This is a genomic window from Desulfovibrio piger ATCC 29098, from assembly GCF_000156375.1.
Taxonomy (GTDB): domain Bacteria; phylum Desulfobacterota; class Desulfovibrionia; order Desulfovibrionales; family Desulfovibrionaceae; genus Desulfovibrio; species Desulfovibrio piger.
Window position 1 is genome coordinate 342,460 of sequence record NZ_DS996351.1, and the last position, 21,812, is coordinate 364,271.

At 66.3% G+C, this 21,812-nt stretch carries 16 protein-coding genes and 2 tRNA genes; 7 read left to right on the forward strand and 11 right to left on the reverse strand.

Features of this window, described 5'->3' with window-relative positions; genetic code table 11:
* Positions 1-4: 4 nt before the first annotated feature.
* The 11 genes from DESPIG_RS01365 to pyk form a co-directional block, all read right to left on the reverse strand.
* Positions 5-2,626, reverse strand: a complete 2,622-nt coding sequence (locus DESPIG_RS01365; protein WP_006004070.1) for a cobyric acid synthase — start codon at positions 2,624-2,626, stop codon at positions 5-7.
* Positions 2,616-4,598, reverse strand: coding sequence for a cobyrinic acid a,c-diamide synthase CobB (locus DESPIG_RS01370; RefSeq protein WP_006004072.1), 1,983 nt, complete (start codon positions 4,596-4,598; stop codon positions 2,616-2,618). The genes DESPIG_RS01365 and DESPIG_RS01370 overlap by 11 nt, the downstream gene beginning before the upstream one ends.
* Positions 4,598-6,622, reverse strand: coding sequence for a precorrin-4 C(11)-methyltransferase (cobM, locus tag DESPIG_RS12665; RefSeq protein WP_006004075.1), 2,025 nt, complete (start codon positions 6,620-6,622; stop codon positions 4,598-4,600). The genes DESPIG_RS01370 and cobM overlap by 1 nt, the downstream gene beginning before the upstream one ends.
* Before the next feature lie 45 nt (positions 6,623-6,667).
* Complete coding sequence (gene cbiD / locus DESPIG_RS01380) at positions 6,668-7,912, reverse strand: cobalt-precorrin-5B (C(1))-methyltransferase CbiD (protein WP_006004078.1); 1,245 nt, start codon at positions 7,910-7,912, stop codon at positions 6,668-6,670.
* 6 nt (positions 7,913-7,918) lie between these two features.
* Positions 7,919-8,563: a precorrin-8X methylmutase gene (locus DESPIG_RS01385; protein ID WP_006004080.1), complete on the reverse strand. Its 645-nt coding sequence runs from the start codon at positions 8,561-8,563 to the stop codon at positions 7,919-7,921.
* A 396-nt stretch (positions 8,564-8,959) separates the two neighbouring features.
* A complete protein-coding gene (locus tag DESPIG_RS01390; RefSeq protein ID WP_006004083.1) occupies positions 8,960-9,514 on the reverse strand; it encodes a flavodoxin family protein in 555 nt (184 codons plus the stop codon).
* Positions 9,515-9,847: 333 nt separating this feature from the next.
* Positions 9,848-10,480 carry a TetR/AcrR family transcriptional regulator gene (locus DESPIG_RS01395; RefSeq protein ID WP_147589229.1) on the reverse strand — a complete coding sequence of 211 codons (633 nt, stop codon included), beginning with the start codon at positions 10,478-10,480 and terminating at the stop codon, positions 9,848-9,850.
* Between the two features lie 178 nt (positions 10,481-10,658).
* Positions 10,659-11,642 carry a DUF1848 domain-containing protein gene (locus tag DESPIG_RS01400; protein WP_006004089.1) on the reverse strand — a complete coding sequence of 328 codons (984 nt, stop codon included), beginning with the start codon at positions 11,640-11,642 and terminating at the stop codon, positions 10,659-10,661.
* Between the two features lie 133 nt (positions 11,643-11,775).
* A tRNA-Glu gene (locus tag DESPIG_RS01405) sits at positions 11,776-11,852 on the reverse strand.
* A gap of 17 nt (positions 11,853-11,869) precedes the next feature.
* Positions 11,870-11,944, reverse strand: a tRNA-Gln gene (locus DESPIG_RS01410).
* Between the two features lie 187 nt (positions 11,945-12,131).
* Positions 12,132-13,550 carry a pyruvate kinase gene (gene pyk, locus DESPIG_RS01415; RefSeq protein ID WP_006004091.1) on the reverse strand — a complete coding sequence of 473 codons (1,419 nt, stop codon included), beginning with the start codon at positions 13,548-13,550 and terminating at the stop codon, positions 12,132-12,134.
* A 280-nt stretch (positions 13,551-13,830) separates the two neighbouring features.
* Here pyk and DESPIG_RS01420 point away from each other — a divergent pair, with 280 nt between their 5' ends.
* Genes DESPIG_RS01420 through mraY form a run of 7 tightly spaced genes read left to right on the forward strand, consistent with a single transcriptional unit; the run spans position 13,831 to position 21,713 of the window.
* Positions 13,831-14,277, forward strand: coding sequence for a division/cell wall cluster transcriptional repressor MraZ (locus DESPIG_RS01420; RefSeq protein WP_006004095.1), 447 nt, complete (start codon positions 13,831-13,833; stop codon positions 14,275-14,277).
* Between the two features lie 8 nt (positions 14,278-14,285).
* Positions 14,286-15,290, forward strand: a complete 1,005-nt coding sequence (gene rsmH, locus DESPIG_RS01425; protein WP_006004097.1) for a 16S rRNA (cytosine(1402)-N(4))-methyltransferase RsmH — start codon at positions 14,286-14,288, stop codon at positions 15,288-15,290.
* Positions 15,287-15,607 (forward strand): hypothetical protein, encoded by a 321-nt coding sequence (locus DESPIG_RS01430; protein WP_006004099.1) that lies wholly within the window; start codon positions 15,287-15,289, stop codon positions 15,605-15,607. Before rsmH ends, DESPIG_RS01430 begins: the two co-directional genes overlap by 4 nt.
* Positions 15,608-15,634: 27 nt before the next feature.
* Positions 15,635-17,767: a penicillin-binding transpeptidase domain-containing protein gene (locus DESPIG_RS01435; RefSeq protein WP_040368939.1), complete on the forward strand. Its 2,133-nt coding sequence runs from the start codon at positions 15,635-15,637 to the stop codon at positions 17,765-17,767.
* Between the two features lie 2 nt (positions 17,768-17,769).
* The gene (locus DESPIG_RS01440; RefSeq protein ID WP_040368940.1) at positions 17,770-19,224 is read left to right on the forward strand and encodes a UDP-N-acetylmuramoyl-L-alanyl-D-glutamate--2,6-diaminopimelate ligase; all 1,455 of its coding nucleotides are present in this window, start codon (positions 17,770-17,772) and stop codon (positions 19,222-19,224) included.
* Positions 19,215-20,636, forward strand: a complete 1,422-nt coding sequence (locus DESPIG_RS01445) for a UDP-N-acetylmuramoyl-tripeptide--D-alanyl-D-alanine ligase (RefSeq protein ID WP_006004104.1) — start codon at positions 19,215-19,217, stop codon at positions 20,634-20,636. Before DESPIG_RS01440 ends, DESPIG_RS01445 begins: the two co-directional genes overlap by 10 nt.
* A complete protein-coding gene (mraY, locus tag DESPIG_RS01450; protein WP_006004106.1) occupies positions 20,637-21,713 on the forward strand; it encodes a phospho-N-acetylmuramoyl-pentapeptide-transferase in 1,077 nt (358 codons plus the stop codon). It begins immediately after the preceding gene.
* The last annotated feature ends 99 nt before the right edge of the window (positions 21,714-21,812 follow it).

The window sequence follows — 21,812 nt, forward strand, 5'->3', positions numbered from 1 at the left end:
CTCCTTACAGCCCCAGATGTCGATAGATAGCCTTTATGTCCACGCTCTGGCGCACCACCTCGGCCAGGCGGTCCAGCGAGGCTTCCAGATCGCAGCGCACCAGCTGGCGGCCCTGCGGCTCCAGGCCCACGTCCTGCCGCACATGGTCCAGCCAGGCGCGGCGGAAGGCGTCGTCATCGAACAGGCCGTGCAGATAGGTAGCCCAGCGGCGGCCGCTCACATAGCCGCAGACACGCTCTTCCGGGGAGCCTTGGCCTTCGCGCACGAAGAGGGGCAGGGCCGAAGGGCCGTGGCTGGTATGGCCGTGATGGATCTCATAGCCGCCGGTCATGACCGGCAGCGGCGTGGCCGCCCGGCGTACGCTGACCAGCGTCTTGTCCGCCGCAAAGGTGGATTCCAGATCCATGAGCCCGAGGCCGGGCACGGAAGGCGCGGCGGATTCCAGCCCCAGCGGGTCGAGGATGGCGCGTCCCAGCATCTGGAGCCCGCCGCAGATGCCCAGCAGCCAGCCGTCCCGGGCGGCATGGCGGCAGATGAGGTCGGCCAGGCCTTCGGCCCGCAGGGCGGCCAGGTCGGCGGCCACGCTCTTGGTGCCGGGCAGGATGACCACGTGGGGCTGCCCCCAGTCTTCGGCCCGACGCACGGCCCGCAGGCGTACGTCCGGTTCGGCGGCCAGAGGCGTCATGTCGGTAAAATTGGACACATGCCGGGGCATGACCACGGCGATGTCGAGGATGCCGGGCGGGGGCGGCGTGGTGTCCGCCGCCTGCGACCAGGGAAAGCCCGCCATGTCCTCATCCGGGATGTTGATGTCGCGCAGCCAGGGGATGACGCCCAGCACCGGGATGCCGGTGGCCTGCCGCACATAGGCGTGGGCTGGTTCCAGAAAAGAGGCGTCGCCCCGGAACTTGTTGACGAGCCAGCCCGCCAGCAGGGAACGCTCCTGCTGTTCCAGGGTCATCCAGGTACCCAGCAGCGAGGCATAGACCCCGCCGCGGTCGATGTCGCCCACCAGCAGCACAGAGGCCTGCGCATGGGCGGCCATGCGCATGTTGACGATGTCGTGCTGTTTGAGGTTCACCTCGCCGGGACTGCCCGCCCCTTCCAGGACCATGACTTCGTGCCGGTCGGCCAGCGTGTCATAGGCATCGCGCACGATCTGCCAAAGCCCGGTCTTGTAGCGGAAATACTCGCGGGCCTGCATGTGCCCCACCGGTTTGCCCAGGACGATGATCTGTGACCCGGTCTCCGAATGCGGTTTGAGCAGCACGGGGTTCATGAGGGCCTCGGGATCGATGCGGGCCGCCTGGGCCTGGACGATCTGGGCGCGCCCCATCTCTTCGCCCATGGCGGTCACCCCGGAATTGAGGGACATGTTCTGGGCCTTGAACGGAGCCACATCGTAGCCGTCCTGCCTCAGGATGCGGCAAAAGGCGGCGGCCAGGATGCTCTTGCCCGCATCGGAGGACGTGCCCTGCAGCATGAGGGCGGGACGCCGTGAGCGCGGGCGCGGCGGCACGGACGCGGCCGGGTGCAGGATGCCGCGCAGGGCGTCGGCCAGCCGCCGGTGGTCTTCTTCCAGCCGCACGGCGGCCCGGAACCAGCTGCCGTCCTCCATTCCGCGATAATTGGAACAGTCGCGCACCGCGATACCGTATTCCCGCAGCAGGCGGGCATACAGATCCGCCGGGGCCTGTCGGCAGCGGAACAGCACATAGTTGGCCAGCGAGGGAAAGACCGTGATGCCGGGCACGTCGCGCAGGCAGGCGCACAAATGCTCGCGACGGCGGCGGTTCTCGTCCCGTGTCCGCTCGGCAAAGTCCGAGGTGTCCGCCAGCACGGCCTGTGCGGCGGCCAGGGCAAAGGCATTGACGCTCCAGGCGGGCAGCTGCCGGCGCCATCGCCCTGCCCGCTCCGCCCGCGTGACCAGATAGCCCAGCCGCACGCCGGGCACGGCATGGAATTTTGTCAGGGAACGCAGCAGTACGGCATTGTCCGGCAGCTGCGGGATGAGGGAAGAGGCGTCGTCAGGGCCCGCATAGGCGGCAAAGGCTTCGTCGATGACCCAGAGCAGGTCGGGGCGGGCCTCCAGCAGGCGGCGGCAGGCCGCAGGCGGCAGGAAGGAGCCGGAAGGGTTGCCCGGATTGGCCAGCCAGACGGCCGCCCGGGCCGGGACGTCCGCCAGCAGGGAGATTAGCCGCCGGAGCATGTCTTCGTCACTGTCCCCGTCACGGCGCACGCCGCAGTCTAGATGGCGTACCTCCAGACCGGCCAGACCGCAGGCCAGGGCGTATTCGCTGAAGGCCGGTTCGATCACGGCGGCGCAGGGGATGTCTTCCTCTTTGAGGGCGCGGGCCAGCAGGTGGATGAGCTCATTGCTGCCGTTGCCGAACACGAAACAGTCCGCGGGCAGGTCGTAGAGACGGGCGGCGGCCTCCATGGCCTCTTCCGCATGGGGCGAAGGATAGGCCGAGATCTGGTCCAGGGCGCGGCAAAGAGCCAGACGCAGGAATTCCGGTGCGCCTTCGGGACGGACGTTGACGCTGAAATCCAGCAGACTGTCAGGCGTGCGCCCGGCCAGTGCGGCCATGCGCAGCCGGTCGCCGCCGTGAGCTTCAGACTTCATGGGGATCCTCCTCGAAGGTCGGTGACGGCCTGTCCCCGCCGAGTGGGGCGAGGGCGGACAAGATGCGGGCCGCGCAGTGTTCGGGGCTGGTGCGGCTGGTATCCACACGCAGCTCACCGGGCAGGGGCGTATGGATGTCCCGCGCCTGGCGGGCGGCATGGGGCCAGTCCGGTGCGCGGTCGGTACGGCTTTTTTCCCGGCGTTCCAGTTCGTCCAGTTCGCAGCAGACCTGTACGGGCAGGATGGGGACGCCCCGCAGGCGCTGCCACAGATCGGCGATCCAGTCCGGGCGCTCGCCCAGCACATGATCCACGATGGCCCACGCCCCGGCGTGCGCGGCTTCGGCCGTGGCCGCATGCAGGATGGCGGTCAGGGGCAGGCCCGTGGCGGCCAGGCCCTGCAGCAGGGCCCCCGGACGGCCGGGACAGGCCCGCAGCAGATCGTCCATGGAGAGGATGATGCTGTGGCGACCGAGATCGGCCAGCAGTTTTTCCTGCAGGGCGCGGGCCAGGGTGCTTTTGCCCGCGCTGGAGGGGCCGTTGAGCAGGATGACCTGCCCGGCAGGCGTGTGGGGTGCCGGAGCGGCAGATGGCGTCTCCGCATCCACGCCAGCATCCGCGGCCGCATCGGCCAGGCCGCCCCAGTAAAGATGTACATAGCCCGCCCGCACATTGCCGTGACGCACGCCTTCGGGGCGGGTGCCCGTGCGATCCGTGACGTCATAGAGGGGCGCGTAAGGCCGGTGCAGTTCGATGTGCGACCAGTGGAACTCGTGGCCCCGGCAGGTCTCCAGAGGCAGATCCAGGGGCGCGCCCCCCGTGAAGCGGACATCGCGGTAACCCAGCGAACGCAGGCCCTGTCCCATGCGGGCCGTGGCCTCCAGCACACCGCACATGGGCCAGACGCGGCGTTCCCCGTCCAGACCGTGACCTTCGGCGGCGGCCTCCAGCCCGGAACACAGGTACATGTAGCCGCCGCATTCGGCGTAGATCTCGCCGCCCGCGGCGGCAAAATCCCTGATGGCGCTACGCATGGCCGTATTGGCGGACAGTTGGGCGGCAAAGGCTTCCGGGTAGCCGCCGCCCAGATACAGGGTGTCCGGCTGCGGCGGCAGGGCCGTATCCCGCAGGGGGGAGAAGGGGATAATCTCCCAGCCGCGGGCGCGCAGGGCGTCCTCGTTGGCGCGGTAATAAAAGCAAAAGGCCTCGTCCCGGGCCACAGCCAGGCGCCGCTGCCGTTGCCCGGGGGCGGGCCGGGGCTGCGCGAGCGGCCGGGGCTGGCGCGTCAGGGCCAGCAGGCGGTCCAGATCCACATGTTTTTCCGCCAGTTCCGCCAGACGGTCCGTCCAGGCCGTATCGCAATCGCTTTCAGCAGCGGGCAGCAGGCCCAGCTGCCGTTCCGGGATGCGGCAGGCCTCGTGGCGGGGCAGGGCGCCCAGCAAGGGCGGCAGCCCGGTCTTTTCCAGTGCCTGACGCAGGATATCCGCATGGCGCGGGCTCCCGGCATTGTTGGCGATGACGCCGACCAGCCGGACGCCATGACGTGCCGCCTGTTGCCGGAACCCCTCCACCAGCGCCGTCAGGGAGGCGGCCATGCCCCGCACGTTGACCACCAGCAGCACGGGCAGGCACAGCACACGGGCGCAGTCCAGGGTGCTGCCGGAGAGATCGTCCGGAGAGCGGCCGTCCAGCAGGCCCATGACGCCCTCGCAGATAGCGGCGTCGGCCCCCTGCACGGCGGCCCGCCACTGGGCGCGCACACCGGCCTCGCCCATCATCCAGGTATCCAGATTGCAGGCCGGGCGGCCGGTGGCCAGGGCATGGAAAGTGGGGTCGATGTAGTCCGGCCCGCATTTGCAGCCCTGTACGGCAAGGCCCCGGCGGACAAGGGCCCGCATCAGGGCCACGGCCACGGCGGTCTTGCCCTCGCCGGAGCGGGGGGCGGCCAGGCAAAAGGCGTGGAAGGCCCGCATCAGCGACCGTCCGCGGCGGACGCGGGGGCGTCCTTGTCCAGATATTTTTCCGCATAGCCGCGGGCTTCGAACAGCGCACCCTGATCCGTGACCGTGCGTGCGCTGCCGATGAGCACCAGCGTGGACATGTCCACGTCATCGGCGGGCAGGTCGGCCAGGCGGCCGATCCAGCGCGTCTCTTCCGGGCGACCGGCATGGCGCACGAAGGCGCAGAGAATGTCGCCACCGCGCGCTTCGCGGAAGATGTCCAGGGCCTCGGCCAGCAGCTGGCGACGCTTGCGCCCGGCAGGATTGTACAGGGTCACGGGCAGGGCCGACTGCGCCACGGCCCGCAGGTTGCGGCGCACTTCGTCAGCGGGCACCAGCAGGTCGGAAAGGCTGACCAGCGAAAAACCGTTCTGCAGGGGGGCCCCCAGCGCGGCGGCGGCCGTGCTGGCGGCCGTGATGCCGGGCAGCACCCGGATGGGCAGGGCGCGGAAGGCCTGTTCGCGGGCGCGCAGTTCGAACAGCAGCCCGGCCATGGCCAGGATGCCCGGGTCGCCGGAGCAGACCATGCAGACCGTGGCCCCGGCAGCGGCAGCGGCCAGGGCGTCGCGGCAGCGTTCCACCTCGCCCTTCATGCCGGTCTCGATGAGGCGCTTGCCGTGGATGCGGTCGCGGATGAAATCCACATATTTGCTGTACCCGGCCACGGTATCGCAACGGCGCAGGGCAGCGTCCACTTCGGGCGTGAGCTGGGTGGGATCGCCGGAGCCCAGGCCCACTACCAGCACTTCGCCGTGCCGGGATGAGGGGGCCATGGACGCCGTGGCACCTGCCGGAGAGACCGCAGCCGGTCCGCTGTCTTCATGTTCCGCCGGGCCGGTGATGGCCAGTCCGCCGGTGATGCGGGCCACACGCCGGGTCAAACGATCACCGGCATGATCCGGGCCGTCCAGCAGGCAGACGGCATGGCGGCCGCTCTCGGCGCAGCAGATGACGGCAGCGTCCCCGGTGGCGGCAGGCAGCAGGGGCAGGGCCTGACGGGGCGTGCCCAGGATGATGTGGGCCTCGAAGCGGGGCAGGGCGTCGGCCAGAGCCGCGGCCATGTCGGCCACAGGCTGCGAGACAGGCTGCTGGTCATCGGCCGGGCAGGAAGCAAAGATCACGGGAGCGGGGGCATCGCCCTGGGCCAGTGCGGCGGCCAGCGTGCGGGCTTGGGCCAGTCCTGCCGGGCTGGCGGCGTACAGGGCGCAGGTACCGTGGAAGGCTTCGTCGGGCAGGCTGTTGCGGTAGCCGTGGGAAAAAGATCCGTCGTACAGGCGCGAGGCGGCCGCGGAAGCAGCCAGGGCACGACCAACCAAAATCAGGGATTGCCGCCGGAAGCCTGCTTCGTCCACCTTGCGGGCCAGATCGGACACCGTGCCGCGCACGACTTGCTCGTCAGGCCAGGAGGCGCGGTAGACGGCCGCGGCGGGCGTATCCGGCGCAAGACCGCCCGCATCCTGTAATTCCTGCATCAAGTCAGCCACTTTGCCTGTGCTGAGGAAAAAGGCCAACGTGGCCCCTGTGCGGGCAAACGTGGCGGCCTGTTCGCCCGCGGGCATGGGCGTGCGGCCGGGCGTACGGGTCAGGACCACGCTCTGGGCCGTTTCCGGGCCGGTCAGTTCGCAGCCCAGAGCGGCGGCCGCGGCGAACACGCTGCTCACGCCGGGGGTGATGCGCACGGTGATGCCCCGTTCGGCCAGCCCCCGGATCTGTTCGTCGATGGCGCCGTAAAGGGCGGGATCGCCGGTGTGCAGACGTACCACACGTTTGCCCGCCAGCGCGGCCTCGCTCATGACGGCCACCTGTTCCGCCAGATCCATGGAGGCGCTGTCCCGGCAAAGGCAGTCGGGGCGGCAATGGCGCAGCAGGGCAGGGGCCACCAGCGACCCCGCATAGACCACAAGATCGGCTTGCTGCAGGGCCTGCAGGCCGCGCATGGTGATAAGGTCTTCCGCACCGGGACCGGCGCCGACAATTTCCACAAAGGGCATGTTCATGGGCAAACTCACAGGGAGAGGTAAAAGGCTCCGGCCTCAGGGCGGTCAGGGCCTGTCGATGAAATAGCGCAGGCCGATGTCCGGGGCCTGTCCGTCAGGAGACGTGTCTTTCGGGCTGTCGTCCGTGCCGTCGTCCGGGAGCGGCAGGGGGGCAGTGGCCGTGCCGGGAGCCTGCCGCAGGCTTTCCTTGAACAGAAAGGCGCCGTCAAAGTCGAAGACCAGCAGGTGCAGGGAGGCTACAGCGGGAGCACGGCGGGAAAAATGTTCCAGGGCCGCCCGGGCCAGTCCGTGCAGCACAGGCAGACGTCCGGCTTCGGGGATGGAGAGCAGGGCCTCGCGCACGGATGCGCTGTGGTGCAAAGCTTCGTGCAGGGCAGTCTCTCCGGGCAGGCAGGCCCGCACCTGACGGCGCAGCAGGGCCATGTCCTGTTCCACCTGATGGGCGTGGGTGTTGGCAAAGCCCGCGGCATATTTGCAGAGCTTGCCTGCCATGCAGGCCACGACCACTTCCTGCATCTGATGGCCGGCGGCGATACCCAGACTGTCGGCGATGAAGTCCCCGATGCAGACGAAGGCGCTTTCCGGCCACTGGGGCAGCTGGCGACGGGCTCCCGCCTGGGTGCGGCCGCCGGTACAGAAGACCATCCCGCGGCCGCCGCTGCGCTGCCGGGCCCGTACGCACAGGCGCACGGTCTCCACATAGGCGGCGTGGCTGTAAGGCCGCACCAGTCCGGTGCTGCCCAGGATGGAGATGCCGCCTTCCACGCCCAGCCGGGGATTGAGGGTGTGGCGGGCCAGCTCCGCGCCGTTCTCCACGCCCAGTTCCAGCAGCCAGGAGCCTGCAGCCATGCCCGCACGGGCAAGGTTTGCAGCCAGCAGACGACGGGGACCGCCGGTGACGGCCCATTTGCCGGGCGGGCAGTCCAGGCCCTGCCGTGTGCAGCGGCCGATACCTTCCACGGCACGCAGGATGAGCACGGCCGCGCCTATGTCGAGGCGATGGTCCTCCGGCCGGGCATCTTCGGGCGCGCAGGCGGAAAGGCGGGCAAAGAGCACCGCACCATGCGTGCAGTCGGGATCGTCGCCGCCGTCCTTGACCATCTCGGCCATGCGGCCCGGAGCGGGCGGCCACAGGGGCAGGAGACGCTCCTTGCCGTCGCCGAACAGCACAGGCACCACGGCCGGTGGCGTGTCCGTCCGCAGGGACTGCCAGCAGGCCACGGCTAGCGCGGCCGCACAGGCGCCGGTGGAATAGCCCCAGCGCAGGGACGTGTGGTCTTTGCGGCCCATGGCGGTCTAGGCACTCTCCATGACGGCGTGCAGGGTGGTGACGGCAAGGGCGCTGCCGCCGCGGCGGCCTTCCAGCACGATCTGGGGCACAGGGCAGCGGCCCAGGAGTTCTTTGGATTCCACCACGTTGACGAATCCCACGGGCATGCCCACCACCAGGGCCGGGCGGACGCCTTCTTCAAGGATATAGCGGGCGATGCGGGCCAGGGCCAGCGGTGCGTTGCCGATGAGCACGATGCCGCCATCCAGCAGGGGGCGGGCTTTTTCGGCGCTGCACAGGGCGCGGGTATGGCCTTCGGCGCGGGCCCGTTCCACCACATCGGGGTCCGTGATGTAGCAATGCAGGTCTTCAGGCCCATAGCCCGGATGGAGCATGCGCAGTTTGGGCAGGGACAGGCCGGAGCGCAGCATCTGGGAATCACAGAAGATGGGGGCCTTGCGGCGCAGGGCGGCCAGCCCGGCGGACACCGGATCGTGGCGGAAAACAAGGGTATCCGCGATGTGCATGTCCGCCGTGGTGTGGATAAGGCGGCGTGCCACGCGCCAGTGCGGGGCGGACAGGGTGCGATGCAGGTCGCATTCGGCCTCGATGCGGCGGAAGCTTTCCTGCTCGATCTCTGCGGGGCTCATGTTCCAGCGAATCGTTTCCATGGGATATCCTGCTGAACAGCAGTCAGAAAGGTCGGGAAAAACGCGACAAGAATGCAGAAAATCGGCGTGCTGTGCAAGAGGGGAAGTGCAGGCTTGGGAGGCCCGCCAGCCGTACAGGAGCCGCTTGGGAAGAAGCGCCTTGCCCGATGGGGACAGGCAGGCACGCTGGCGTCAGCCTTTGACAGGCGGACGGGAAGATATGCGGCAGCGTGCCGTGAGCCTAGGGAAGAGGAGGGGATGCGCTGGCGGCGATGCCCCGGATTTGTGCGCTGGCCGGCCAGCATGGGGCGGGATGTCGTATCGGGGCAGGCGCGGGGTACGTATGTGCGTGATAAATGGCCGTGACGCCGCAGCGGGTACGGCGTCACGGAAAAAGCGGGACTGTCCGGGACAGGCCTACAGCGAGGCCCCAAAGCGGAACGCCTGATCCAGAACAGGCTGCCCTGCTACGGCACCGGCTTCGAACACACCGCCGGCCAGGACCTGTCCGCGGTCTTTCCAGCCGAGGAAGCCCAGGAGCGCGTGGTAGTAGTCCAGCACCGGCTTCCAGTTGTCTGCGCTGTTGCCTTCGGCCGCCATGATGAGCGCACACTCTTTTTGGGGATTGGCATAGCCGGGGAAGCATTCGGCCACGGCAAAAAGACGATCAAAAGCCGTCTTCAGCTGGCCGGAAAAACCCCAGTAATACATGGGCGATGCCAGCACAATGATGTCGGCTTCCCGGTAGGCGGGGTAGATGAGCCCCATATCATCCTTTTGCACGCAGGGACTTGCGGGGTCCTTGCCGCCCTTCACACAGCCCAGGCAGCCGTGGATGTCCAGCCTGTGCAGGTCGAACCGGGTCACCTGATGGCCCGCGCTTCGGGCACCGGCGCTGAAAGCATCGCACAGCATGGCCGTATTGCCCTTGCTGCGGGGACTTCCGTTGAGGATGAGGATCTTCTTGCTCATGATGTTTCCTCCTGTGCCGCATAGGCGGCACTGTGGTTGTGGCATGGCTCCGCGCGTATCCTGCCGGGTCAGGCCGGAGCATGCTTTGGCCATTTGCTGTGGCTGGACCCGCTGCCCGGGCTTGCGGGCGTGGAGGAGTGGCCATGCCTTTTGTTTTCTTCCGGCGGACGGATGATGGCTGTCGTGTCCGCATGGATATTTTTGTAATAATCACTAAGAAAATGTCAATACCTTTGCGCCACCTGGTGCCCAGGAACAGGCAACAGGAAAAGCGGCAACAGGACTAAGATGTACGGACAGCGGAAGAGCGGGAAGGACAGGCAGGCCTGCGGCCTACGGGAGGCGCGGCGGCAGCATGCGGACGGCGTGGGCCGCGATGGCTTTGAGCTCGGACTGGAAGAGCCCGTCCCGGGCCTGCAGGGACAGGCCTTCGAGCAGGGTGTTCAGCGCACCGGCCAGGGCCGGGACATCGGTATCCGGGGGGATCTGTTTGTCGTTGATGGCCCGGCGGAGCCTTTCGGCAAACATCTGCTTGGTGGCCAGACGGAGCTGGCGGACGGTCTCGATGATCTCTTTCTCGTCCGCCGCGATGTTGACGGCCGCCAGGACCACCATGCAGCCGCAGGGCGTTTCCGGGGAAAGCAGGATCTGCGCGGCTTCCTGGAAAAAATCCTCGACCGCCGCATAGATGTCGGGGGCGGCCAGAAAGCGTTGGGCCGGGGCCTCCCAGTAAGTCTGCTCGTAATGGCGCAGGGCTTCCAGAAAGAGCGTGGCCTTGTTGCCGAACGTGGCGTAGAGGCTGGGGGGATTGATCTTCATGGCCTTGCACAGGGATGCCACAGAGGCCGGGGCGTAGCCCTGCTGCCAAAAGACCTCCAGCGCACGGTGCAGGGCCAGGCCCCGGTCGAAGGTACGCGGGCGGCCTTTGCCGCGCGCTGCGGCATCAGAGGTACGGTTTGTCGGCATGAGCATTCCTTTGCTTGGTTGTCTGGGATGATGTGTAGGCCAGGGGGCAAAAAAATTCAAATGCTCTTTCCGGACAAGGCAAGCGGCGGGGAAATATTTTTATAATTTACACTAAACAAATAAGCCGCAAAATTGTTCACGACGGATGGATGCCCCTGCGGCCCCACGGCACACCGCCTTACGGCAGCAGACTTTCCCGCATTTCGGGCTGCTGCTGGCGGCAGCGCTGGAGGTTGGCGCGCACCGCCTGCTCCGAACGGTTGGCGTAGCAATAGACGCAGGAGTGCGGGCAGCTGTCATAGGCGCCGATATCCTTGCTGGGGATGCAGCCGCAGGCCGTGCGTTGGCCCGTATCCTTGGGGGCGTTGGCGGCTGTCGCCATGCCGGGCAGCAGGGAGAGCTGCCGGCGGGGTGCCAGCTCCGCCTGTACCAGTGCATCCTGCGGGCAAAGGCGGCGGATGAGGACATCATCGATACATTTGTTTTTATGGATGCCCAGGGCGCTCAGGTCGATGCCTTCGGCGCAGGTGGCCAGCTCCAGCCGGTGCGGCCAGCCGGCGTTCAGGGACGCGATGCCCCGGGCTAGTTCCCGCATCTCGTCCACCGTGGGCGCGCGGTAGGCCGGATCGAGCCTGTGTAGGGCAGCGGCGGTCTTGCGGTACATGTCCACGAAGCTGAAGACGAGCTTTTCCGTATAGGGGGAAAGCTCCCGCCCCAGCCGGTCGAGGCGTTCCAGCAGCGAATCCGTACTCAGGCGGCCGCCCACGATGAGAGGATCGTAACGCCAGATGAGCCGCTGCGGGCCGATGGCGTCCGCCAGCCGCTTGAACGTCTCCAGACGGCGGCACAGGGAGGGCAGGCCGGGCTCCAGCCCCTCGGCCTCGTAGGCATTGAGGGTGTACTGGAAGTAGAATTGCCGCCCTGTGGCCGCGATCTCCGCCAGATGCGGCAAGAAGGGCGCGGGATGCTTGCTCCAGAAGACGAAGACGCGCGTGCGGGCAAAGGAGATGAGGCTCTCTTGCCGGCTGTTGAAGGGATTGCGCCGACGGCAAAAGCCCGCCCGCAGCCGGGCCATGAACCACTCCCCGTGGAAGGCGGGGATGTCCGTGGCACGGCTGGCGGAGATGACGAGGGGGGAGTGGGAGGAGATGGATGGCGGCATGATAATGTTCAGCGCAGTGTTGCTTCCTTGTTGGAGGCATTCGGCCTGTACGCTGAGGAGGCCGGCCTTGGTCCGTGGATCGTCCCAGATACGAAAAAAGCCCTTACGATTCTTCGTAAGGGCATGATTTCGTTGGCGTCCCCAAGGGGATTTGAACCCCTGTCGACGGCGTGAAAGGCCGTTGTCCTGGGCCGGCTAGACGATGGGGACGCACTATGAAGTTGTGATGGCTGGGCTGCAAGGACTCGAACCTTGATTAGCGGAGCCAGAATCCGCCGTCCTGCCAATTGAACGACAGCCCATCGCGAAAATGGAACCTACGCAAAACCGGCCCTCTTGTCAAACAAAAAAATGAAAAAAGTAGATATTTTTTTGAATGAAAAAAAAGACAAATTATTTTGGCATGTTAAAATCTTGATTTTGGGCATGAAAAAGGCCGTCCCGTTGGGGACGGCCTTGAAGGTGGCAGATGATGCCGCTTGGTCAGCCTTATTTCCAGTAGATCTTGACCAGGTTGGTGCCGCGTGGGGTGGCCGTGGAGCCCTTGAGCTGGCCGGCGGTGATGACGGCGCAGTCATTGGGCAGGAAGTCCGGGCTGTTGTGGATGAAGTTCTCGGCGCGGCTCAGATGGCTGGGGTCGCTGGCCGGATCGGCGACGAACACGGGGTGCACGCCCCAGACGAAGTTCAGGGCCTTGATGGTCACGGGGTCGGGGGTCAGGGCATAGATGTCCTGGGGAGGACGGCGGCTGGAGACCTGACGGGCCGACGCACCGCTGAGGCTGTGGGAGACGATGGCCTTGGCGTGGGCCTTTTCGGCCAGCAGGCAGGCGGAGTACGCCAGGAATTCCGGGATGCCCTTGTTGGCGGACGGTTCTTCCAGCTTGCGGTCATCCACCAGCAGCTTTTCGGCCTCGTCGGTGATCTTGCGCATGTACTGCACGGTCTCCACCGGGAAGTTGCCCATGGCGGTCTCTTCGGAGAGCATCACACAGTCGGCGCCGTCCAGCACGGCGTTGGCCACGTCCGTGGTCTCGGCGCGGGTGGGGGCGGGGCTGTTGACCATGGAGAGCAGCATCTGCGTGGCCACGATGACCGGCTTGGAGATGGCGTTGCAGGCGCGGATGATGCGCTTTTGCAGGGCGGGCAGCAGGGGCAGGGGGCATTCCACGCCCAGGTCGCCGCGCGCCACCATGATGACGTCGGTCTCCTTCAGGATCTCGTCCAGATTGTCCACGGCGTTCTGGCGCTCCAGCTTGACCACCACCGGCACGCGGCGGCCCGAGGCGGCGATGAGCTGTTTGGCTTCGCGCACGTCGTCGGCCGTCTGCACATAGGAGATGGCCACGGCATCCACGCCCAGGGCCAGGCCGTCGCTCAGGTCCTTTTTGTCCTTCTCGGTCAGGGCGCGCACTTTGGTGGCCTTGCCGGGCAGGGCCAGGCCCTTGCGCGAGGTCACGAGACCGCTGTTGTTGGCTTCCAGCAGCACCAGGCCGTCGGGGCGGTTCTCCTGCACGGTGAACTGCAGGCCGCCGTCGGCCAGCACCATGCGGTCGCCGGGCTCCAGGGTCTCCAGGATCTCGGGATGGTCGAAGGGCAGGAAGGGCATCTCATCGGTGCGCTGGTCGGAAAGGCCCAGCAGCAGCCGCATGCCCTTGGTGACCTGGATGGTCTTTTCCTGCACGACGCCCAGACGGATCTTGGGACCGGACAGGTCCTGCATGATGGTGATGGGCTTGCCCAGCTCCTTTTCCACTTCACGGATGTCATTGATGATACGGACGAAATCCGCGGCCGAACCGTGGGAGAAGTTCAGGCGGAAGACGCTGACGCCCGCTTCGACGAGCTGACGCAGCTTTTCCTTGGAATTGGAAGCCGGGCCGATGGTGGCGACGATTTTGGTTCTCATATCTTTATTCCTTTCATGCCCGTGCGGGGACACGGACTTTCTCTAATAAAGCTGTATGTCCAGAAGAAACTATCCGGGCTTTCCAGCGGGTTGTCAAGCGGCAGGCGCGGCGGCAGCGGGCAGGGGCGTCCTGCGGCATGCCGAAGGCAGCCTATTGGAATGATTGGCAAATAAAATTATACGATTGTCACCGTCCCGTCATGTTCCCTTGACAGCGGGGGAAAGGGTGGGGCATAAGTGGGAAAACGTGGTAAATAGTGGGCGACAGGTGGTAGGATCGGTGGCAAATCTGTTTATCCAGAGCGCATATCGCAATCTTGACGCCAAGGGCCGTCTGCTGCTGCCGCCAGAGTACAGGGATGCCCTGCTGGCCGCCGGGGATGGTTCCTTCTGGCTGACCATAGGTCTGTACGGAGGCCTCAAGGCCTACATGCCTGCGGATTGGGAAGCCATCGTCGAAAAGCTGAACAGCGTCCCCCTCCCTTCCATGAAGCTTTCCCACGTCAAAACGAAGTTGCTCGGTCTTGCGCAGCGGATGGTCCCCGATGCGCAGGGCCGCATACGTATCCCGCAGCCCCTGATGCGTGCCGCCGGTCTGGAAAAGGACGTGGTACTGGTGGGCATGGCGGACAAGTTCGAGATCTGGGATCAGGCCCGCTTCGATGCCCTGCTGGTGGAAGACGTCAGCGATGAAGTGGCGGCCTGTCATCTTGATATAGCTCTTTAGAGGTAAGCATGACCATGCAGCAGCAGGGACAGGAACGAAATGCGGCTGATCTGCACATCCCTGTCCTGATGAAGGAAACCCTTGCGGCCCTGCAGCCCGTGCTGGATGCCGGAAGGGATCGCCCCGTGCGCATCCTGGACGGCACGCTCGGCATGGCCGGGCACAGTTGCGCCATGTTGCAGGCGGCCCCCATGGCGGAGCTCTGCGCCCTGGACCGGGACGAAGAAGCCCTGGAACTGGCCCGGCGCCGGCTGGAACCTTTTGGTGATCGCGTCCATACCTACCATTGCCGCTACAGCCAGTTCGAGGAAGCCCTCGACGATTTGGGCTGGGAGAAGGTCGATGCCGTGCTGCTGGATATCGGCGTCTCCTCTTTGCAGCTGGACGAGGCGGAACGCGGCTTCAGCTTTTACGGGGACGGGCCTCTGGACATGCGCATGGACCAGCATTCCGGCGCGCCTTCGGCCTGGCACTGGGTCAATCGCGAGAATTTCGACCGCCTCAAGGAATGCATCGCCACTCTGGGCGAGGAGCCGCAGGCCGGGCGCATAGCCCGGGCCATCGTGGATGCTCGCCAGAAAAGCCCCATCGATACCACCGCCCAGCTGGCGGCCCTGGTGGAGAAGGCCTATCCGCCCGCGTGGCGCGCCAAGGCCCGCCGCCATCCTGCCACGCGCACATTCCAGGCCCTGCGCATGGCCGTCAACGACGAGCTGGGCGAACTGCGCCGCTTTCTCGATGCCATCCTGGGCCGTCTGTCCCTGGGCGGCCGTCTGTCAGTCATTTCCTTCCATTCCCTGGAAGACCGCATGGTCAAGCAGACCATGCGCTACTGGGCCGAGGGCTGCCGTTGCCCCCGGCATGTGCCGGTGTGCGTGTGCCACCATGTGCCGGAAGTCGAGATCCTGTACAAAAAGCCCGTACAGGCCGACGATGACGAGCTGGCCGTCAATCCGCGTGCCAGCAGCGCCAAACTGCGGGCCGTGGAGAAAATAGCCGAGGCCGTTTCATGAAGAAGCTGTCGGTCGGGCTGCCGTTCCGCGGACAGGGCAAAGTCCAGACCAAAAGCTGGCTGCTCCTGCTGGCGCTGGGACTGCTGACCTGCATGACCATGTGTCTGATCCTGGTCTGGAGCAATATCGAGCGCATCGATACCACCTACTTCATCAATATCGCCCAGAACAAGTTGCAGGAACGCAAGGCCCTGCGCGCCAAGCTGGAAGTGGAGCGGGAGCGTCTTCTTTCCCCGTACGAGCTGCGCCGCAAGGCGGAGGAGATCGGCATGAAGGAGCCGAAGCCGGGGCAGGTCCGGCGTATGGAAGCGCACTAGCCGGCAAGCATCACAAGCGGGGGACGCATGTTCAAATTCTCATCCGATACCGGAGACAAGAAACGTCGTCCGGGCCGTACCGTATCGCGTACCGTACGCAGCGGTGGGGCCCGGCGTGTTTCTGTTGCGCCCAAGAACAGGGGGCTGAGCTGGGTCGACAGGGTGGACTGGGCCAAGGCCCGCATCGCCGCTGTCGTAGCCATATTCTGCGTCCTGTGGCTGGGCCTGTGGGGCCGTGCCTGGTATCTGCAGATGATCGAGGGCCCGCGTCTGGCCGACAAGGCCCGCCGCCAGCATATGGCCACGGAGCTGGTCACCGGCAAGCGCGGCATGATCATGGACCGCAACGGGCAGGTGCTGGCCCGCAGCGTGGAGGCCCGTTCCGTCTATGCCCGGCCGCAGGAGATCCAGGATTTCCTGACCATGGCCAACACCCTGGGGCCCATCCTCGGCATCGAGCCGCAAAAGCTCTATGACGAGCTTTCCAAGACCAAACGCCGTTTCGTCTGGGTGCGCCGCAAGGTGGACGATTACACCGCCGAGGCCGTGCGCAAGGCGGGCCTGCCCGGCATAGGCCTTTCCAAGGAATACGACCGCGTCTATCCCTTCAAGCATCTGGCCGGGCAGCTGCTCGGCTTCGTGGGCGTGGACGACAAGGGCCTGGAAGGCCTGGAACGTTCGCTGGACGACCGTCTTGCGGGCACGCCCACCCGCATGGTGGTGCAGCGCGACGCCATGGGCCGCCGTTTTTACCTGCATGAAGAAGGCAAGGACGAGCTCCGCGGCGAGGATCTGATGCTGACCCTGGACGTGCAGTTGCAGTTCATCGCCGAAGAGGCCGTGGCCCGTGCCGCCCGGGATTTCGATGCCCGCTGGAGCGGGGCCCTGGTGGTGGACGTGCCTAGCGGCGACATCCTGGCCTGGGCGCAGTATCCCTTCTTCAATCCCAATACCTACCGGCAGTCCAGCCCCATGATCTACCGCAACCGGCTGGCCTCCGACGCTCTGGAACCCGGGTCTACCTTCAAGCCCTTCGTCATGGCTTCGGCCCTGCAGGAGCGCAAGATCAACCGCAATACGGCCATCGACTGCGAGAACGGCAAGTGGGAGATCAAGAAGGTGACCATCCGCGACACCTCGCGGCAGGGCGTGCTGCCCGCGCACAAGGTGTTGCGCTATTCCTCCAACATCGGCATGGCCAAGATCGGTCTGGAGCTGGGTTCGCCCACGCTCTACAAGTACCTGCGCGCCCTCGGTTTCGGCGAGAGCACCTGCGTGCCCGTGGCCGACAGCCGGGGCATCCTGCGCCAGCCCCGTTCCTGGAGCGAGGCCGACCTCATGTCCGCTTCCTTCGGGCAGAGCGTGTCCGTCACGGCCCTGCAGATGGCGCAGGGCTACTTGACCCTGCTCAACAACGGGGTCTACAAGCCGCTGCGCCTGCTGCGCGAGCAGGTCAATGTGGAACAGCGTTACGAACGCATTTTTTCCGAGCGTGTCTGCCGTGAAGTCATGGGCATGATGCGCGACGTGGTGGAAGAAAAGGACGGCACCGGCAAGCGGGCCCGCATCGAAGGGGTGGAAGTGGCCGGCAAGACCGGTACCGCCCAGAAGGCCGACCACAAGGCGGGCTCCTACGGCGCCAAGCGTCTGGCCTCCTTCGTGGGCTTTTTGCCCGCCGACAATCCCCGCTATCTGATCGTGGTCCTGGTGGACGAACCCACCAAGAACCAGTATGGGGGCGTGGTGGCCGCGCCCGTGTTCCGCGAGATCGCCTCGCGCGCCATCACCTACAGCGGCGCCATCGTGCCTGATGCCACCAGTCAGGCGGAAAAGGACGACAAGCCGGACAAGGACAAGGGCCGTCAGCGCGGCCTCAAGCTTTCGCGGTTGGACGTGCCCTTCCTGGCCAAGGAAGACGTTCAGACCAGCCGTCCGGCGTCCATGCAGCAGCCCGGCCATCTGGCCAAGGCCTCCAGCCGGGTCCCCGACGTCAAGGGCAAGACGGTGCGCAACGCCGTGGAACTTTTCGCCCGCGCCGGGATCGTGCCGGAACTCAAGGGGACCGGCACGCGCGTGGTCAGGCAGAGCCCGCCGCCGGGCACGGCCTGGCCCAAGGAAGGAGAAAACGTCACTTACATTCTGTGGCTCTCGGAGAGGTAACCGTGAATCGCGAATTCGAACAATTGCTCGATAAGGTGCGCCGTGAGGGAGGGGAGATCCGCTCCGACTCGCGTGAAGTCGGCAAGGGGGACATCTTTGTGGCTGTCCCTGGCGTCAATGCCGACGGCGCCCGTTTCATCCCGCCGGCCGTGGAGGCCGGTGCGTCCACCATCGTCTGCCTGCCCGGAGGGGCCGAAGCCGAGGCCGCCCGCGCCGCCGGCTGCACGGTGGTCCATCATGACGATCCCCGCGAGGCCCTGTGGCGTCTGGCCGAGGCCCGCTGGCATACCGGCAGCCTGCCGCTGCGCGTGCTGGGCGTCACCGGCACCAACGGCAAGACCACCAGCGCCTACCTGCTGGAGCATCTGTTCACGGCCACCGGACACAAGGTGGGCGTGCTGGGCACGGTGAGCTACCGCTGGCCCGGCCATTGCGAGGCCGCGCCCCTGACCACGCCCGACCCCCTGCGCGTGCACGCCATGCTGGCGGCCATGGCGCAGGCCGGGGTGGACATCGCCGTCATGGAGGTCTCTTCCCACGCCCTGGAACAGCAGCGTGTCTGCGGGGTGCCCTTTGCCGGGGCTTCCTTCAGCAACCTGACCCAGGACCATCTGGATTTCCATCAGGACATGGAGAGCTATTTCCGGGCCAAGTCCCGCCTGTTCCTGGAGCTGCCCCGCGCCGACAAGGTCATGGCCATCAACGGCGATGACCCCTGGGGCCGCCGCCTGCTGGAACTGTGCCCGCGTGCCCTGTCCTTCGGCCTGCAAAAGGCGCTCCCGCAGCAGCGCCACCTGTGGGGCGAGCTGCTGTCCGCCGGTACGGACGGCTGTCATCTGCGCATGCATCTGGACGGCCAGCAGTGGGAGCTGCGTTCGCCGCTGGTGGGGGCCTTCAATGCCTCCAACCTGCTCTCCGTGCAGGCCCTGGCCCTGGAACTGGGCCTGATGCCGGACGATCTGCGCCATCTGGAAGGCTTCCACGGTGTGTGCGGCCGTCTGGAACGGGTGCCCAATGCCCGCAAGCTGCACGTCTTCGTGGACTACGCCCACACCCCGGACGCTCTGGTCAACGTCCTGAAGGCCCTGCGCGGTGCCGGTTTCAAGCGCATCGTCACGGTCTTCGGCTGCGGCGGCAACCGTGACCGCACCAAGCGCCCCATCATGGGCGAAGCGGTGGCCCGCTATTCCGACGTGGCCGTGCTGACCTCGGACAATCCCCGTTTCGAGGATCCGGAAGCCATCCTCAAGGACGTGCTGCCCGGTCTGCGCGAAGACAGGGAAGTCGTGGTGGAAGTGGACCGCCGCAAGGCCACGGCCAAGGCCGTGGAGATGCTCGGTCCCGATGATGCCCTGCTGATCGCCGGCAAGGGCCATGAGGATTATCAGATCATTCAGGGCACCAAACATCACTACAGTGATCAGGAAGTGGTGCGGGAGCTGTTGGGGTGCGCCTAGATCTTGCTGAAATCGTTCGTTGCCTGGGCTGCGCCCGGGATGTGAAGGTGGCCGACGGCAGCGTGACGGTCACTTCGGTCGTCACGGACAGCCGCGAGGCCGTGCCCGGCAGCCTGTTCGTCTGCATCGCCGGCGAGCGTGTGGACGGCCATGATTATGCCGCCCGTGCCGTGGAGCAGGGCGCCGTGGCCGTGCTGGCCGCCCGTCCGCTGGAAGGCCTGTCCGTGCCTGTCCTGCTGGTCCAGGACACGGTGCGCGCCCTGGGGGCCGTGGCCGCCCTCTGGCGCGGCAAGTCCTCCGCCCGGGTGGTGGGCATCACCGGCTCCGCCGGCAAGACCACGGTCAAGGAGCTGCTGGCCCATGTGCTGTCGCGGCGCGGCAAGACCGCCTGCAATGCCCTCAACCTCAACAATCAGGTGGGCATGCCCCTGTGCATGCTCAAGACCGACGGGGACGAGGATTTCTGGGTCTTCGAGGCCGGTATCAGCCATGAAGGCGACATGGACGAGCTGGGGGCCATCCTCCAGCCCGACCTGGCCCTGATCCTCAACGTGGGCGCCGCCCATACCGAAGGCCTGGGCGAACGCGGCGTGGCCTGGCACAAGTCCCGTCTGCTGGCCCATCTGGCCCCCGAAGGCCAGGCCCTCGTGAGCGCCGACTATGACGACCTCGTCCGCGAGGCGCGGGCCGTGTTCGGCGACGTGCTCTTCTTCACGGCCAGCGGGCGCCCGCTCTCCTATCGTGCGGCCTATGCCGGGTGCAGCGATGGCGTGCACGGGCAGTACCGGCTGTGGCTGGACGGCCGTCCCTGCGACGTGATCGCGCCCTTCCGCGGCGATTACGGTACCGAGAACTGCATCGCCGTGGCGGCGGCCGCCCACATGCTGGGCCTGACCGCCGAGGAGATCGCCGCCGGTTTCGCCGATGCGCAGCTGCCGCCGCAGCGTTTTGCCCGCAGCCGTCGCGGCAACTGGGACATCGTGGACGATACCTACAATGCCAATCCGCTTTCCATGGCCCGCATGCTTGACGCCGCGGCGGAAAGCGCCCAGAAACGGCCTTTCGTGGTGGTGCTGGGCGAGATGCGCGAACTGGGCGGCGTGGCTGACCGGGAGCATGAACGCCTGGGCAGGCATCTGGCCCAGCTGCGTCCTGTGCTGGTCTTCTGGCGCGGCGGCCATGCCGATGCCGTGCGGGACGGGCTGGAACACGGCCTGTACACGGGCAAGTTCCTGCCCGTGGATTCCGGCGAGGCCTTCGTGCAGGCCCTGCGCGAACATCTGCCCGCCGATACGGGAGAGCAGGGGGGCCTCATGCTCTTCAAGGGATCGCGCGGCAACCATCTGGAAGAATTGCTTGAAGCTCTGGAGCAGAGCGACTGGCTGCCCGGCAGCCGTACGGAGAGTCTGTAGATGCTGTATAACCTGCTGGTACCGTGGGCGTCCGAATGGACGGCGCTCAATGTTTTCCGGTACATCACCTTCCGTTCCATGGCCGCGCTCATCACGGCCCTGGTGCTCTCCATCCTGCTGGGCCCCCGGTTCATCGCCTGGTTGCGCCGCCTCAAATGCGGCCAGCATATCCTGCATGAAGTGACGGCCCATGCCTGCAAGGAAGGCACGCCCACCATGGGCGGCCTGCTGATGCTCTTCAGCCTCACGGTCAGCCTGCTGCTTTGGGCGGATCTGGGCAACTTCTATATCTGGCAGACCCTGCTGGTGTTCTGGGGCTTCGCGGCCGTGGGTTTTTGGGACGACATGACCAAGCTGCGCCATGCCGAGAACCGCGGCATCAGCGGCCGGGCCAAACTGGCGGGCCAGCTGGTGGTGGCCGTGGTGGCCATGCTCTTCCTGGTCATGGACCCCGGCTATTCCAGCCAGCTGAGCATCCCCTTCGTCAAGGACTGGGCGCCTGATCTGGGCCCCCTTTACCTGCCGTTCGGGGTCTTCGTGATGGTGGCCTCATCCAATGCCGTCAACCTGACCGACGGTCTGGACGGTCTGGCCATCGGGCCCTGCATCGTGGCCGGCATCGTGTTCGCCATCTTCATCTACGTGACGGGCCATGCCCGCTTCGCCAACTATCTGTTGCTGCCCTATACGCCGGGCGTCGGTGAGGTCACGGTGTTCTGCGCGGCCCTGGTGGGCGCGGGGCTGGGCTTTTTGTGGTTCAACGCCTATCCGGCCCAGGTCTTCATGGGCGACGTGGGCTCGCTGGCTCTGGGCGGCGTGCTCGGCTATCTGGCCCTGCTCTGCAAGCAGGAACTCATCCTGGCCGTGGTGGGCGGCCTGTTCGTGGCCGAGACCCTGTCGGTCATCATGCAGGTGAGCTATTTCCGCTGGACGGGCGGCAAACGCCTGTTCCGCATGGCGCCCCTGCATCATCACTTTGAACTGAAGGGCATACCGGAATCGAAGATTATCATCCGGTTCTGGATCACGTCCGCACTGCTGGGGCTGGTGGCCCTATCGGTACTGAAACTGCGCTGATGGCGGCAGGGCTCCGGCTGTGCGGCAGCCGGAGCCCGCTCGCTGTTTTTACCCTGTCCGCCGTTCCTGCCGGTGCAGTGCGCGGCAATATCTTATCCG